Origin of the sequence: Achromobacter xylosoxidans (genome assembly GCF_014490035.1) — a bacterium.
Taxonomy (GTDB): domain Bacteria; phylum Pseudomonadota; class Gammaproteobacteria; order Burkholderiales; family Burkholderiaceae_B; genus Achromobacter; species Achromobacter bronchisepticus_A.
Genome location: NZ_CP061008.1, coordinates 4,121,941 through 4,137,302 on the forward strand (window position 1 = coordinate 4,121,941; position 15,362 = coordinate 4,137,302).

Consider the following 15,362-nt stretch of genomic DNA (forward strand, 5'->3'; position numbering starts at 1 on the left):
CAGAAACCGCCATGCATCTCAGCTCTCTCTTTCACCGCAGCGCCACCACCTATGCCGACCAGCCGGCGCTGGCCGCTGGCACCCGCGATCCCCTCAGCTACGCCCAGCTCCAGGCCCGGGTGCAGGCGCTGGCCGGCTGGCTGCGCGGCCCGCTGGGCCTGGCGCCCGGCCAGCGCGTCATGCTGGCGCTGCGCAACCACCCCAGCTATATCGAATCGATGCTGGCCATCTGGCACGCCGGCCTGTGCGCCGTGCCGGTCAACGCCAAGCTGCATCCCAACGAACTCGAATACATCCTGCGCGACTGCGATGCGCGCCTGTGCCTGTCGCAAGGCGAATTGCTGCAGGCGCTGGCGCCCGTCGCTCGCAGCCTGCCCGCGACGCGCGTGGTGGACGTGGAATCGGCCGACTACGCGGCCGGCGCCCTGGGTCCCCGGCTGCCCCTGGAAACGCGTCCGCCGCAGGACCTGGCCTGGCTGTTCTATACCAGCGGCACCACCGGCAAGCCCAAGGGCGTCATGCTCAGCCACGCCAACCTGTTCGGCATGTGCCTGAACTTCTATGCCGACGTGCAGTCGGTACAGCCTGGCGACGCCATGGTCCACGTGGCGCCGCTGTCGCATGGCGGCGGCCTCTACAGCATTCCGTACTGGCTGCACGGCGCCTTGCAGATCGTGCCGGACAGCGGCGGCCTGGACGAAGACGAACTATCAGGGCTGCTGACGCACTACCGCAATGTCAGCCTGTTCGCCTCGCCCACCATCGTGCAGCGCATGGTGCGCCACGCCCGCCTGGCGGGCGGCGCGCCCCCCGGTCTGCGCACGCTGATCGTGGGCGGCGCGCCCTTCTACATCGAGGACATCAAGGACGCGGTGGCCTGCTACGGCGCGCGCGTGGCGCAGATCTACGGACAGGGTGAAAGCCCCATGTCGATCTCGGCCCTGTCCGCGACCCAGATTGCCGACGCGGTAGCTCGCAACGATGACGCGCTGCTGGGTTCGGTGGGATACATCCAGTCGGCCATGGACGTCGAAATCCGCGAGGCATCCGGCCGGCCCGCAGCCCCTGGCGAATTGGGCGAAGTCGTCGTCAGCGGACCAACGGTCATGCAGGGCTACTGGAACAATCCGCGCGCCACCACCGACACGCTGGCCGGCGGCTGGCTGCACACGGGCGATATCGGCATCCTGGACGAGCGCGGCCTGCTGCACCTGAAAGACCGCTCCAAGGACGTCATCATCAGCGGCGGCACCAACATCTATCCGCGCGAGGTCGAAGAGGCGCTGATGCGCCACGACGCCGTGCAGGAAGTCTCGGTGGTCGGCAGCCCCGACCCCGAATGGGGCGAGTCGGTGCTGGCCTTCGTGGTGTTGAAGCCCGGCGCCCAGGCCTCGGACAGGGACCTGGACCGGCTGTGCCTGGAATCCATCGCGCGCTTCAAGCGCCCCAAGCGCTATGTCTTTCTGGATGAATTGCCGAAAAACAGCACCGGCAAAGTGTTAAAACGCGAACTTCAACAACGCGCGCTTCCGACTCCATGACCCAAGCTTTCCCCCTCTTTGGCCGCACCGCTGTCAGCCAGACCGAAAAGGCCTATTGCGCCCTGGAGGAAATGATCGTCACCGGCGAACTGCCGCCCGGCAGCCAGTGGTCGGAAACCACCCTGAGCGAACGCGTCGGGATCGGCCGCTCGCCGGTGCGCGACGCCCTGCAGAAGCTGGCGTTCCAGCGCCTGGTGGAAATCGCCCCGCGCCAAGGCATCTTCATCTCCGAGATCGACTACCAAGGCCAGTTGAAGATCATCCAGGCGCGCCGCGAGATCGAACGGCTGATCGTGGCGCAGGCGGCGCAGTGGGCCGACGACGGCGAGCGCGCCGAACTGGCGCGCCTGGCCCGGGAGCTCGAAGACCTGAAGGCGGTCAACGACATGCGCATGTACATGCGCCTGCATTTCAGCCTGACCAGCCAGATCGGCGTCGCCTCGCGCAACAGCTACGCGGCCGAGTTCCACGCCATGCTGCAGACGCTGGCGCGGCGCTTCCTGTACTTCCACCAGAAGCGCCACCCGGACCTGGTGCAGATCTGCGAGCTGCACATCCAGCAGATCAACGCCATCGTGGAGGGGTCGGTCGAACGCGCCATCGCCACGGCGGAGGCACGCAACGACTATGCCGAAAACCTCGCGCGCAACATCCTGATGGAGCTGATCGTCACCTCGGCGGTCACCATCAGCTCTCCGCCGCGCGGCCGGGGCGGCGCGGACTGACGCCCGGACGCGGGCTCAATGCCCCGCGTCCGCCAGGTTCTGCCAGGCGCCGGTGCTGCGCCCTTCTTCCGCCAGGAACTCCACCAGCGTCGGCAAGGCGGCGTCCATCGGCCGGTTGGCCTGGATCCGCATCACGTAGCCCCAGGAGCCTGCCATGCGCAGCTGCGGCACCAGGGGTACCAGCCGGCCGCTGGCCAGTTCCTCGTCGATCAGCGGCGCACGCCCCAAGGCAATACCGACGCCGGCGGCCGCGGCCGCGGCGACCGTGCTCAGGCCGCTCAGCACCATGGGCTCCTGCCAGTCCGATTCGGCCAGTCCCAGGCGCGGGCTCCAGGTGCGCCAGTCGGTCTCGGGGCTGTCCACGTGCTTTTCCTCCAGCCAGCGATGGCGCAGGAACACGGCGGGATCGCCGCGCTCGGCCGGATCGACCAGGGACGGACTGCAAACCGGCACCACCGTTTCGGTCATGAGCGGAATGTCGCCGGGTTCCGCGATATGCGGCCCCATGGCGCGCACGTGCAGGAACGCCAGGTCTATGTCCTGGCTTTTCCAGGCCGGGTCCTGGCTGGCGTGCAGGTACACCTGGATGTCGATGCCGGGGTGCAGCTCGATGAAACGTCCGATGCGCGGCGCCAGCCACATGGCGGCCAGCGACGGGTTGGCGGAAACGTTCAGGGTATTGCGCCGTTTGCCGCGGGCCGAGGCCCGCACGTTGCGGCAGGCGGTCTCCAACAGGGTCAAGGCCTGTTGCACCGACGCCAGCAGATCCGCGCCCGCCGCGGTGGTTTCGGCGCGGCGTACCGTGCCGCCGCGGCGCAGCAGCGCCACCCCCAGATCCGCCTCCAGCGCCCGCAGCTGATGGCTGACGGCGCTTTTGGTGACGTGGAGTTCGGCGGCGGCGCGGCTCAGGCTGCCCAGGCGGGCGACGGCCTCGAAGGCGCGCAAGGCCGCCAGGGGCGGCGTGTGGTTGGGGAGATCGGCCATGGGTCAAGTCTAGCTCAACCCTAGATTGAAAAACTATCGCTTTCGCCGGGTCGCGGGATCGGGGACCATGCAAGCACTGAAAGGAGTTTGCTATGTATTTCGATTCGCGCCTCTGGCAGTTGACGGCGGGCCTGCGCGCCGGCATGGCGGGCGGCATCTGCCTGGGCCTGCTGGCCCTGGCCGCCGGCATCGCCCGCTACGTGTTCCTGGGCCAGCTGCTGGCCCGCGTGTTCGACGGCGCCCCCTGGCAGGACTGGCTCGCCCCCGCGCTGTGGGCCGCCGCCATGGTGCTGCTGCGCGCCTTCCTGGACCACTGGCGCACTGTGCAGGCCAACCGCTGCGCCGCCACCGTGCAGCATGCGCTGCGCGCCCGACTTTATGACCGCATCGTGAGCCTGGGCCCGGCCTGGTTCGCCAACCAGCGCACGGGCGGCGTGATGCTGACGGTGGTCGACGGGGTCGAGCAGTTGCAAGCCTTCTTCGGCCAATACCTGCCGCAAGTCGCGATCGCCGCCGCGGCGCCCTTCGCCATCTTCGCCGTGATCGCGTTCTGGGACGTGCCCACCGCGCTGGTGTTCCTGGCGGCCGCGCTGTTCGCGCTGTTCGGGCCGATGGCGGTGCACATGCTGGACCGCCGCGCCAGCCTGGCCCGCAGCAAGTCCCTGAACGATTTCGGCGAGGACTTCCTGGACGCCGTGCAGGGCCTGCCCACGCTGAAATCCTATGGCCAGGGCAAGGCCTGGGGCCAGCGGCTGGCGGCCCGCGCCCGCAGCCTGTCGGACAACACCTTCTGGGTGCTGTCGGTCAGCCTCTTGACGCGCGGCATCAGCGACCTGGGCGTGGCCCTGGGCGCGGCGCTGGCGCTGACGCTGGGCGCCTGGCGCGTGGCCCACGGCGACATGAGCGTGGAGGCCCTGCTGATCGTGCTGATGGCCGGCACCGAGATCTTCCGCCCGCTGCGCGACCTGCGCTCGGTGCTGCACCGGGGCATGCTGGGCCAGTCGGCCGCCGCCAGCATCCATGCGTTGACGGACGCGCAGCCGCTGACGCCCGCGCCGGAGGCCGGCGGCAAGACGCCAGGCCGGCTCGCGCCCACCATCGAATTCGACAACGTGGCGTTTTCCTACACGCCCGAGCGCCGCGCCCACCAGGGCTTGAGCTTCCGCATCGCGGCGGGCGAACGGGTTGGCGTGGTCGGCCCCAGCGGCGCCGGCAAGTCCACCATCGTGCGCCTGCTGCTGCGCGAATGCGTGCCCCAGTCCGGCCGCATCCGCATCGGCGGCCATGACGTGAACGAACTCGACACGCAGGCGCTGCTGTCGCACATCGCGCTGGTGAGCCAGGACATCACGCTGTTCCACGGCACCATCGACGACAACCTGCGGCTGGGCCGCCCCGACGCTACCCACGAACAGGTGCGCGCCGCCGCCCGCGCCGCCAATATCGACGACTTCATCATGGCGCTGCCCGAGGGCTACGCCACCCGCATCGGCGAGCGCGGCCTGCAGCTGTCCGGCGGCCAGCGCCAGCGCGTGGCGATCGCCCGCGCGCTACTGCGCGACGCGCCCATCCTGATCCTGGACGAGGCGCTGTCGTCGGTGGACACCGAGAATGAGGCGCTGATCCAGCAGGCGCTGGACCGCTTGATGGCCGGCCGTACCACGCTGATCCTGGCGCACCGCCTGGCCAGCGTCATCGGCGCCGACCGCTGCCTGGTGCTGGACCAGGGCCGGGTCGCAGAGGAAGGACCGCACGCGGAACTGATGCGGCAAGGCGGCCTGTACTACCGCCTGATGCACGAACAGGCGGCCGCGCACCGCAATCCGTCGGCGGGATCCGCCGCCCCGGCCGCCGCCGCCCCTGCGCAGACGACGGACCGCGATGATCCCGCTCAGGAATCTGGCGGACAAGGCCCGGCCCTGCGCTCGCTGGACGCGGACGCGGTGCAGGTCGGCTGGCGCGCCACGCTCGGCACCCTGCTTTCAGTGGTGCGGCCGTGGCGCGGCACGCTGACCGCCACGATCCTGCTGGGCGTGGCGCGGGTCGCGGCCTACATCGGCGTGGGCGTGTTCAGCGCGCTGATCGTCGCCGCCATCCGCGACGGCCGCGACTATTCGGCCCTGATCGCCGGCCTGCTGGTCGCAGCGCCCCTGGCCGCGCTGTTCCACTGGCTGGAGTCCTGGCTGGCCCACGCCATGGCTTACCAGCTGCTGGCCGACATGCGGGTCAAGCTCTACGACAAGCTGGAACGCCTGGCGCCGGCCTACCTGTTGCAGCGCCGCTCCGGCGACCTGGTGGCGCTGGCCACCCAGGACGTGGAAATGGTGGAGTACTTCTACGCCCACACCATCGCTCCCGCCATCGTCTCGGTGCTGGTGCCGCTGTCCGTGCTGGGTTTCCTGGGCGTCTACAGCTGGCCGGTGGCGCTGGCGCTGCTGCCCTTCCTGGCCTATGCGCTGGTGTCGCCGGTGCGCGGACGCCGCAAGGTCGACGCGCTGGGCGACAAGGCGCGCGAGGCGCTGGGCGAGATGAGCGCGCACACCACCGACACCATCCAGGGCCTGGCCGACCTGACCGCCTTCCAGGCCACCGGCCGCCGCCGCGATGAATTCCTGCGCGTGGCGGACCGCTACCGCACCCGCCGCCTGGACATCCTGGACGACCTGTCGCGCCAGACCGCGGGCTTTGAAATCGCGATGGGCCTGGGCGGCCTGGCGGTGGCCGTCGTGGGCGCGCTGCAGGTATCGGCCGGCGCGCTGTCGGCCGGCATGCTGCCCCTGTTGGTGCTGATCGCGCTGGCTACTTTCCTGCCCGTGTCCGAGATCTCGCAGGTCAGCCGGCAATTGGCGGACACCATCGCCGCCACCCGCCGCCTGCACGTGGTCGCCAACGAACCGGAACCGGTGACGGACGGACCGCTGCCGGCCCCCGTCTCCGCCCACGGCCTGTCGCTGGCCTTCGAGCACGTCAGCTTCGCTTATCCGGGCAAGAACGCGGACACCTTGCGCGACCTGAGCTTCAAGGTGCCGGCCGGCGCCACCGTGGCGGTGGTGGGCGCATCGGGCGCGGGCAAGAGCACGGTGGCCAGCCTGCTGCTGCGCTTCTGGGATCCGCGCGCGGGACAGGTCAAGCTCGATGGCGTGGACCTGCGCGAACTGCAGCTCGACGGCCTGCGCGAGCGCGTGGCGCTGGTGACGCAGGACACCTATCTGTTCAACGACACGCTCGAAGGCAACATCCGGCTGGCCCGGCCCGAAGCCAGCCCCGCGGACCTGGCGCGCGCGCTGGAGCAAGCCGCGCTGGCGGACTTCGTGCGCGCTCTGCCAGAGGGCCTGGCGACGCGCGTGGGTGAACGCGGCATGCAGTTGTCGGGCGGCCAGCGCCAGCGCATCTCGATTGCCCGCGCCTTCCTGAAGAACGCCCCCGTGCTGATCCTGGACGAAGCCACCTCGCACCTGGACACGCTATCGGAAATGCAGGTACGCGGCGCGCTGGACGTGCTGATGCGCCACCGCACCACGCTGGTCATCGCGCACCGCCTGTCGACGATACGCGATGCCGACCTGATCCTGGTGCTGGAACGCGGCACGCTGGCGGAGGCCGGCACGCACGACCAGTTGCTCAAGCGGCAAGGGGTCTATGCGCGCCTGGCCAGCCACCAGGGCGGCTACGCCGTCAATAGCGCAACGTCTCTACCGACTTAGCGTTGGCGCGCACTTCCGCGTCCGTGAACCAGACCCGCTTGTTGCCGAAGCTGGTGTACAGGTCGAACTGGTCGCGGGTGTGGGCCGACGGCGTGCCGTCCGGGGCGACGAAACCGCTCTGCCCCGGCGCCACCACGTCGACCGCGCGCACGCCCTGGCCGTCGAACACCGTCATGTTGTTCTCGGTGCCGCGGTTCTGCGTGGCCGGGAAGCTCAACACCGCCTTGTCGTCCGCCTGCGGCACGCCCAGGAAGTTCTTGGGCGCGAACACCATGGGCGGCGCGGGTATGCGCCAGCTTGCCGGATCCTGGCCGTAGGCCTTCTGCAACGCCGCCAGCGCATCATCCAGCGCGGCCAGGCTCACGTCCTGCGGCCGTTGGCCGTTGAAGAAGTCGTACTTCTGCGGCACGCCCGAATCGCGGCCGGCCAGCGCGTTGAACAGCGCCTTCACCCCCACCGTCAGGTTGACCGATCCCGTGGCGGGTGCCGCCTGCGTCGGATAGCCGGTGGCGCTGTACCACTTGAAGAAGTCCGCGGGCATCTCGTCGGCCAGCGTGCGCTTGAGCATGGCGCGCAGCCAGGCGTCCATCACGGCAGGCCCCGCGTTGTCGTAATAGCCGGCCTGCTTGTCGCTCGTGCCCATGCCGTCCCAGGACGCCAGCCCCGCAACCAGCCTGGCTCGCGCATCGTCCGCCGGCAGCCCCTGCACCGCCTGCTGCAGGAACGGCAGGAAGTGGCGCCGGTTCACGTCGGCATAGCTGGTGGTGCGGATCAGGTCCCACATTTGCTGCGCGCTGACCTTGCCGCCATTGGCCGTCATGGCTTTCAGGCGGGTCTCGATCTCGGCGTAGCGGTCGGCCTGGCCCCACACGATGGCGAACAGGTCGGTGGACGGATAGCCGCGCATAGGCTGGTTGTTCCAGTTGGCGATGAAGCCTTGGCGCGGGTTGTAGACCTGAGGATTGGACGAGAACGGCAGCATGCCGTCCCAGTCCATCTCGCCCGTGCCCGGCACGGGCAGGCGCGGATCGTGGCCCGGACGGCGCTTGGGATAGAAGCCCGTGTGCGCGTAGCCGATATTGCCCTTGTCGTCGGCGTAGTACCAATTGATGGTCAGCGCATGGCGCGCCGCCTGCTGCTTCCACTGGTCCCAATTGCGCGACTGCGCCTTGTGGGTCCAGGCCATCAGCGATTGCAGCTCAAAGCCTTCCCAGGCGCGCGCCTTGGCATAGGCCACGTGCTGCTTGTCATCGAACTTGGTGACGATGCCGTGCACCGTGCGGTACACGTCCATCACCACCGGCTGCCCATCCTTGACCTCGATGAGCTCGGTGCGCTTTTCCATCGTCTTCCAGACGCCGTCGTGGAAGTAGCGCGTGCGGTCGTTCGGATCGAGTTTTTCGGCGTAGATGTCCACGTCGTCGCCAAAGCCCGCGGTCGAGCCCCAGGTCACGTGCGCGTTGTGGCCGAACAGGATGCTGGGATAGGCGAACGGCGTGTTGCCAACCACGTCGAAGCCCGCGCCATGCAAGCCGATGCCGTAGGTGTAGGCGGGATTCCACCAGCCGAACTGCGGCCCGTTCAGCAGGATGGAACGGGCGTCCTTGGCATGGTCGCGGCCCACGATCCACATATTGCTGGTGGTCGGAAAACCGGCGATGCCGGGCTGCCCCGATTCCGCGAACTGCGCCAGCAGGCGCGCCGACGCGGCCGCGGGCGCCTCGTCCAGCACGCCGCGCGTCTGCGGATCGCGCGCCACGCGTTCCAGCATGGGCGGCGTGCCGTCGTAGCGCGGCAGCGCATAGGACAGCCTGGCGGAGGGTTTGGCGCCATCGGGCCGGTACACGCCCTCTTCCTCGGGCACGGTGGTCGGCGCGCGGCTGTCGGTCATCCAGCGCAGCTGATTGAAGATCTGCATGGCGCGCTCGTCGCCATGCCGGTCCTTCAGGGCGGTCAGCAGCGCCAGGTTGTCGATCTCGCTATTGGCATCGGAGAAGCGGTTGGCCATCGTGCCCACGAACACCATCGCCACGTCATAGGCCGTCCAGTCCGCGGGCTGGAAGCGCAGATCGTTGAACTCCTTGGGCATCAGGCTGCCGGGCTTGGCGCGCACCCGCGCGATCCAGGCGTTCATGCCGGCCGCATAGCCGTCCAGGATCTGGCGCTCGGATGCCGGCAGCGCGGCCAGTTGGCGCTGGATGCGCTCCGGCGAGAAATTGCCGCGGATGGATTTGTCGAACCCCACCATGGACTGGCCCAACACCTCGGCCACGCGGCCCTGGGTACTGCGCCGCGCCATTTCCATCTGGAAGAGGCGGTCCTGCGCCACCGCATAGCCATAGCCGTAGAAAATGCCGTACACGGTGTTGGCGTAGACGTGCGGCATGCCATAGCCGTCGCGCCGTATCGTGACCTGGCCGCTAGCCGCGCCCGCCGGGCGCATCGCGGCCTGGGACTGCTTCTGCGCGTTCTGCTGGACTTCCTGGGCCTGGGCTTGAGCGCCCATGGCCGCGCAGGCCGCCAGGATGGCGGCCGACAACAAGTGCTGCTTCATTCGAATCTGTCTCCGTATTTGACGAGCCGCGCCGCGGTGCGAGTCCCGGACGCGGTGTGCGGCGCCTCTGCGGGCGCCGTCTGCGGACCATGATACGAACAGCTTATCTATAATTCCAATGCATTTATTTCATAGTATTTATGCGGTCTGAGCATGGATTTTCAGAAACTCAAACACCTGCTGGCGGTGGTCGAACACGGCACTTACTCGCGCGCCGCAGAGGCGGTCAATCTGTCGCAACCAGCGCTCAGCCGCAGCATACAGGCGCTCGAAGCCGAACTGGGCCTGCCCTTGCTCGACCGCGGCACCCGCCGCGTGCGCCTCACGCCCTACGGCGCCTGCGTGGCCGAACGCGCGCGCCGCATGCGCTTCGAGGAAGCCGAGCTGCAGCGCGAACTGAAAACCCTGCACAGCGGCGAATCGGGCACGCTGTCCATCGGGCTGAGCCCGGCGCCCGCGTCCCTGCTGCTGTCGCCCTTCCTGGCCCACATGGCCGAGCGCCATCCCCAGGTGCGCGTGGGCGTCGAACTGGGCGCCACCGCCGCCTTGCTGGAAATGCTGCGCGACGAACGCATCGACGCCATGGTCTGCGACGCCCGCATGCTGTATGACGCGGCCGACCTGGAAACCCGCGCCCTGCCTGCGCTGCGCGCGGGCCTGGTCTGCCGCAAGGGCCATCCCATCCTCGCCCACAAGCGGCCAGGCATAGAACAAATCCGCCAATACCCCGTGGCATCCACCACTCTCAGCCCGGAAGTCTCGCTGCGGCTGGCGGAAACCCTGGGGCCAGGCGGCGCGCCGGAACAAATGGTCACGCACCGCTGCGAGAATCTGGACGCGCTGGTGGAATTGGCGCTGCGCACGGACGCCTTGCTATTGGGCGTGATCTGCGTCACGCGCCAGCAGCAGGAAGCCGGCCTGCTGGTCGAAGTGCCGATCCCGTCCGACCCGCAGCGCCAGGGACACTACGCGCTGGCCCGGCTGGCAGGGCGCACGCCGTTGACGGCGCAGGATGCGTTGTATGAGTTCACCCGGGAATGCTGGGACGGATTCTTGGCGCCTATCGGCGCGTCGCCAGCCTGAAAAGGACGAGGCTGAGCAGCGCGGCGGCAATGTTGTAAAGCATGGCCGCCGCCAGCGCCCGCCCATGGACCGATGCGCCATCGCCGGCGGACAGGCTTCCCGCGGCCTCGAGCATTGTGAAGATAACGCCGCCCACCACCGCCACGCCGGTGGAAGTCCCCACGACTTGCAAGGTGCTGAGCATGCCGGAAGCCATGCCGGCCTGCTCCTCCTGCACCGAACCCAGAATGGCGTTGAATGCCAGCGGGATCACCAGCCCTTGCCCTGCGCCATTCAGCACCAGCGAGGCCACCAGCAGCGCCAGGTTCTGGGGCTGCATCGCGGCGGTAACCGCAGACAGCGCCAAGCCCACGGTGAAGACCAGCACACCGAACAGCAGCGCCCCGCGTCCATGGCGGGCGGCCAGTTTCGGACCGGCAAGCGACGCGCCAAAGAACGCCAACGCCGAAGGCGTGAACACGGCGCCCGCCGCCAGCGGCGCGAATCCGAGCCCGAACTGCAACAGCAGCGTCAACGCGAAGAAGAACGAACTGATGGCTGAAAAAAAGAAGAACACCGCGCCTATGCCAGCCACGAATGGCCGGTTGGCAAACAGCGCCATATCCAGCACAGGCACGCCACCGCGCCGGGCCAGCGTTTTCTCATAGCGGACGAAATACGCCAGCACGCCCAACGCCAGCACAGGCCCGGCAAGCGACCACCAGGGCCAGCCATGCTCTCGTCCCTCCATGACAGGCACCAGGATCAGGGCCAGCCCGGCAGCGCCCGCAAGCGCGCCGCGCAGGTCCACCCGCGTCGGAACCGGCGCGCGCCATTCGGGAAGCGCCCGGCGCCCCGCGAGCAACGCGGCAATGCCTATCGGCACGTTGATGAGAAACACCAGCCGCCACCCCAGATCCAGCGGATTCAGCGTGATGAGCATGCCGCCCAGCAGCTGCGAGATGCTTGCGGCCACGCCCTGCACCGCGCCCATGATGCCGAACGCGCGCCTGCGCGCCTCGCCCTCGAACACCACCCTGATCGAAGCCAGCACCTGCGGCATCAGCACGCCCGCCCCCACCCCCTGCAAGGCGCGCGCCAGGATGAGCTGCCACGGCGTGACCGCCACCCCGCATAGCGCCGAAGCCACGGTGAACAGCCCCATGCCGGCCAGGAACAAGCGCCGCCGCCCGAACAGATCGCCCAAACGCGCGCCATTGATCAGGCACAGGCCATAAGCCAATGCGTAAGCCACCACGATCAGCTGCAGATCGGTATCGGATGCCGACAAGCCGCTCTGGATGCTGGGCAACGCGACATTGACGATGAAGAGATCCAGGATCGTCACGAAGTTGCCCGTCAACAGCACCGCGAGGGCGCGCCAGGGGCGGTTCTTTTCAGCTTGCAGCGTGGATTCAGGGTTCATTCTTTACATTTATATATGTACGATCGTATTTATAGTATCGTGAAAGAATGAAACCCGCGCAAGCAGAAAAACAAGGTCCGATGAACCCGTTGCCCCCCTCTCCCCCAACCGATGGCCGCCGCCTGCGCGGCGAGCGCGCGCGCACCCGCGTGCTGGACGAAGCCGTAAAGCTCCTCTCCGTCGAAGGACTGGACGGCCTCACCTTCGGCCAGGTGGCCGACATGGCCGAAGTGGGGAAAAGCAATCTTCAGGTTCTGTTCGGCGACAAGGAAAACCTGCAACTGGCGGCCTTGGCCCATGCGATAGGCCTGTACCAGACCCAGGTCGTCGAACCGGCCATGCGCAAGCGCACGCCGCTGACGCGGCTGCGCGCCCTGATGACCGGCTGGTTCGACTTCGTGGAAACCCGCCAGCTGCCGGGCGGCTGCGTCATCACTGCGGTAAGCAGCGAGTATCGTGCGCGTCCCGGCCCCCTGCGCGACGCCATCCAGCAATACCGCGAGGCAGGACGCGCGCGTCTTCACGAATTGATCCGCGAAGCCCGGGCGCAAGGGCAAATCGCGGCCGACGCCGACGAGGCGAAACTGGTCATGGAGCTGCTGGCCTACCAGGCATACGCCAACGTCGCCGCGTCGATGGACGACCATGCGGAGTTCGGCCGCGCCAAGGCAGCCGCCATGGAAGTGCTTGCAAAAGCGGCTCGCTGACAACCGCGAACCAGGCTCCCGATCGGCCCGCCTATGCGTTATTGCGACCCGGCTCGTGCGCCGCCGCCTGCATGCGCAACCATTGCGCCACGGCCTGGACAGGCGCCGAGGGCGGCCGGTCGGCGGGCATGGCCAGATGGTAGGTATGCCCGGCGATCACCGGGCCGAAGGGCTGCACCAGATGGCCCGCTTCCAGCTCTTCCGCTATCAACGCCAGGCTGACCAGCGCCACGCCATGGCCGGCCACGGCCGCCTGTATGGCATGGCCCTCATCGGAAAAACGCAGCTGGCTCGCCTGCCGCGGCAGGGAACGGCGCGCAACCTCGAACCAGCGCTCCCAGGTCGGATTGTCCGGATGGGACCGCTTCCAGTTGAAACGGATCAACGGCACGCCGGCCAGATCGTCCGGTGAGGCCACGCCCAGCCGCGGATTCGCCACGGGCGCGAACCGGTCCGTGAACAGCGGCTGCGCGACGAGGCCCGGATACGGCCCGCGGCCATAGCGGATCGCGATGTCGACCGCGGCCGATCGCAGATCGACCACGTCGTCGCTGGCCTGCAACTGCAGGTCGATGCCGGGATGCTTGCCGCGGAAATCCGCCATGCGCGGCACCAGCCACTTCACCGTGAAGGCGTTGGTCGCGGAGATGGTCACCTGCATCCGCGTGCGCTGCTGCGTCAGGCGCGCCAGCGCCGCCTCGAAGGCATCGAAGCCATCCCGCAGCACGGGATAGAGCTGCGCGCCCGCCTCGGTCAGCGACACCCTGCGCACGTGACGATCGAACAGCACCAGCCCGGTCTGCGCTTCCAGCGCGCGGATCTGATGGCTGACGGCGGTCGGCGTCACGGCCAGTTCCTCGGCTGCGGCCTTGAAACTGCCCAGGCGCGCGGCGGCCTCGAATACGCGCAGTCCGGAGAGCGGAAGAGATCGGCGTTGCATGGTCATGGATGAGATTTTCTCATCTTATAGCTGATAAATGAACCTTTGTCAGCATCCCCGCATATTCCTACATTTACGACATGGATCAGCGATTTTCGCGCTGATTCACCTCCAAACCATAAATGAAGGAAATCGCATCATGCTACAGCGCGTCGTCACCCAGCCCGACAACTACGAACCCTTCCTGCTGTCGCAGGGCATCCAGTTCGGCAACCTGCTTTTCATCTCCGGCCAGGCGGGCGCCGGCGATGACGGCAAGATCGTCGAGGGCGGCTTTCTGGCTCAAGGCGAACAAGCCTTCCTGAACTTGCGCCGCGCGCTGGAAGCCGGCGGCTCCAGCCTGAAGGACGTCATCAAGGTCACCATCTTCGTCACCGACATGGGGCACTTCCAGGACGTGGTCACGCTGCGCCGCCGCCACTTCTCGGCCCCCTACCCCGCCGACACGATCGCCGAGATCAAGGCGCTCTACGACCCGGCCGCCATGATCGAGATCGAGGCCATCGCCGCCGTGCGTCCGCAGGAGGGCCGTTGACATGGGCGCGCTCGACTATCGTACGAACGATGCTGCGCAGGTCGGACTGTTCACGCCGCTACAGCTGGAAAGGGGCTTGACCCTGGCCAATCGTCTCGCCGTCGCCCCCATGACTCGAGTCAGCGCCACGGAAGATGGCCGCGCCACGTCGCAAATGGCCGATTACTACCAAGCCTTCGCGGCCGGCGGCTTCGGCCTGGTGATCACCGAGGGCATCTACACCGACCGGGCGCATGCGCAGGGCTACCTGTTCCAGCCCGGCCTGACCGACGACGCGCAGCGCGACGCCTGGCGCACCGTGGTCGACCGCGTGCACGCGCACGGCGGCCGCATCGTCGCGCAGCTCATGCATGCGGGCGCGCTGTCGCAGGGCAATCCTCATTGCGGCACGCCCAAGGGTCCGTCGGCCGTACAGCCCAAGGGACAGCAAATGGCGTTCTATAGGGGCGACGGGCCGTACCGGATGCCTGAAGCCATGTCGGACAAGGACATCGCAGAGGCCATCGACGGCTTTGCCCAGGCGGCGCGCAGGGCGCAGGAGGCCGGCTTCGACGGCGTCGAAATCCACGGCGCCAACGGCTACCTGCTGGACCAGTTCCTCACCAGCTACACCAATCTGCGCGCGGACCGCTATGGCGGCAGCCTGGACAACCGGCTGCGCTTGACGGTGGAGGTCATCCAGGCCGTGCGCCGGGCTACCGGACCGCGCTATGTCGTGGGCGTGCGCAGCTCGCAGGGCAAGGTCAATGACTTCAGCCACAAGTGGGAAGGCGGCGAGGCCGATGCGGCGCAGATCTACCGCACGCTGGGCGCGCAGCCCATCGACTACCTGCACACGACCGAGTTCGAGGCTTGGCGTCCGGCTTTTGGAGATCAGGGTCCAAGCCTCGCGGCATTGGCGCGGCAGCACGTTGCGGTCCCGGTACTAGCCAACGGGTCGCTGCATGACCCGATGGCGGCCGGCGGGATGATGGCGCGGCAGGAGGCAGACTTCGTCTCGCTCGGACGCGGCGCGCTGACGCATTCCGATTGGCCTGCAAGATTGCGCGCGGGCGCGGCGCTGGAGAGTTTTGATCGGGCGCTGCTGGCGCCGATTGCGGACCTGGCCAATGCGGCGCGACATCGTGGGGAACACCTGGAATGACGATCCTATACAATTAGCAATCATTCCCATTAGCATTTGA

General features: G+C 68.0%; 10 protein-coding genes and 1 pseudogene. 7 read left to right on the plus strand and 4 right to left on the minus strand.

Annotated features, from left to right (window positions below):
* Window positions 1-11: 11 nt before the first annotated feature.
* The gene (locus IAG39_RS19140) at window positions 12-1,541 is read left to right on the plus strand and encodes an AMP-binding protein (RefSeq protein ID WP_118933004.1); all 1,530 of its coding nucleotides are present in this window, start codon (window positions 12-14) and stop codon (window positions 1,539-1,541) included.
* Window positions 1,538-2,266, plus strand: coding sequence for a GntR family transcriptional regulator (locus IAG39_RS19145; protein WP_059374200.1), 729 nt, complete (start codon window positions 1,538-1,540; stop codon window positions 2,264-2,266). The genes IAG39_RS19140 and IAG39_RS19145 overlap by 4 nt, the downstream gene beginning before the upstream one ends.
* Window positions 2,267-2,281: 15 nt before the next feature.
* On the opposite strand, the gene IAG39_RS19150 is transcribed toward IAG39_RS19145, so the two are convergent.
* Entirely contained in the window at window positions 2,282-3,250 is a 969-nt protein-coding gene (locus IAG39_RS19150; RefSeq protein WP_118933003.1) for a LysR substrate-binding domain-containing protein, read from the minus strand.
* A gap of 92 nt (window positions 3,251-3,342) precedes the next feature.
* Between IAG39_RS19150 and IAG39_RS19155 the strand changes: the two genes are divergently transcribed.
* Window positions 3,343-6,954, plus strand: a complete 3,612-nt coding sequence (locus tag IAG39_RS19155; protein ID WP_059374198.1) for an ATP-binding cassette domain-containing protein — start codon at window positions 3,343-3,345, stop codon at window positions 6,952-6,954.
* On the opposite strand, the gene IAG39_RS19160 is transcribed toward IAG39_RS19155, so the two are convergent.
* Window positions 6,926-9,508, minus strand: a complete 2,583-nt coding sequence (locus IAG39_RS19160) for a penicillin G acylase (protein ID WP_118933002.1) — start codon at window positions 9,506-9,508, stop codon at window positions 6,926-6,928. The two genes, IAG39_RS19155 and IAG39_RS19160, sit on opposite strands and share 29 nt — an antisense overlap.
* A 153-nt stretch (window positions 9,509-9,661) precedes the next feature.
* Here IAG39_RS19160 and IAG39_RS19165 point away from each other — a divergent pair, with 153 nt between their 5' ends.
* Window positions 9,662-10,591 (plus strand): LysR family transcriptional regulator, encoded by a 930-nt coding sequence (locus IAG39_RS19165; protein WP_118933001.1) that lies wholly within the window; start codon window positions 9,662-9,664, stop codon window positions 10,589-10,591.
* Here IAG39_RS19165 and IAG39_RS19170 read toward each other — a convergent pair.
* Window positions 10,569-11,996, minus strand: coding sequence for an MFS transporter (locus tag IAG39_RS19170; RefSeq protein ID WP_118933000.1), 1,428 nt, complete (start codon window positions 11,994-11,996; stop codon window positions 10,569-10,571). The genes IAG39_RS19165 and IAG39_RS19170 overlap by 23 nt on opposite strands.
* Window positions 11,997-12,011: 15 nt before the next feature.
* Here IAG39_RS19170 and IAG39_RS19175 point away from each other — a divergent pair.
* A pseudogene (locus IAG39_RS19175) lies at window positions 12,012-12,703 on the plus strand (TetR/AcrR family transcriptional regulator).
* A 31-nt stretch (window positions 12,704-12,734) separates the two neighbouring features.
* On the opposite strand, the gene IAG39_RS19180 reads toward IAG39_RS19175, so the two are convergent.
* On the minus strand, window positions 12,735-13,643 hold the full coding sequence (locus IAG39_RS19180; RefSeq protein ID WP_118933040.1) for a LysR substrate-binding domain-containing protein: 909 nt from the start codon (window positions 13,641-13,643) through the stop codon (window positions 12,735-12,737).
* A gap of 139 nt (window positions 13,644-13,782) precedes the next feature.
* On the opposite strand from IAG39_RS19180, the gene IAG39_RS19185 reads away from it, so the two are divergent.
* On the plus strand, window positions 13,783-14,178 hold the full coding sequence (locus IAG39_RS19185) for a RidA family protein (RefSeq protein ID WP_118932999.1): 396 nt from the start codon (window positions 13,783-13,785) through the stop codon (window positions 14,176-14,178).
* A gap of 1 nt (window position 14,179) precedes the next feature.
* Window positions 14,180-15,322 (plus strand): NADH:flavin oxidoreductase, encoded by a 1,143-nt coding sequence (locus IAG39_RS19190; protein ID WP_118932998.1) that lies wholly within the window; start codon window positions 14,180-14,182, stop codon window positions 15,320-15,322.
* Window positions 15,323-15,362 lie beyond the last annotated feature (40 nt).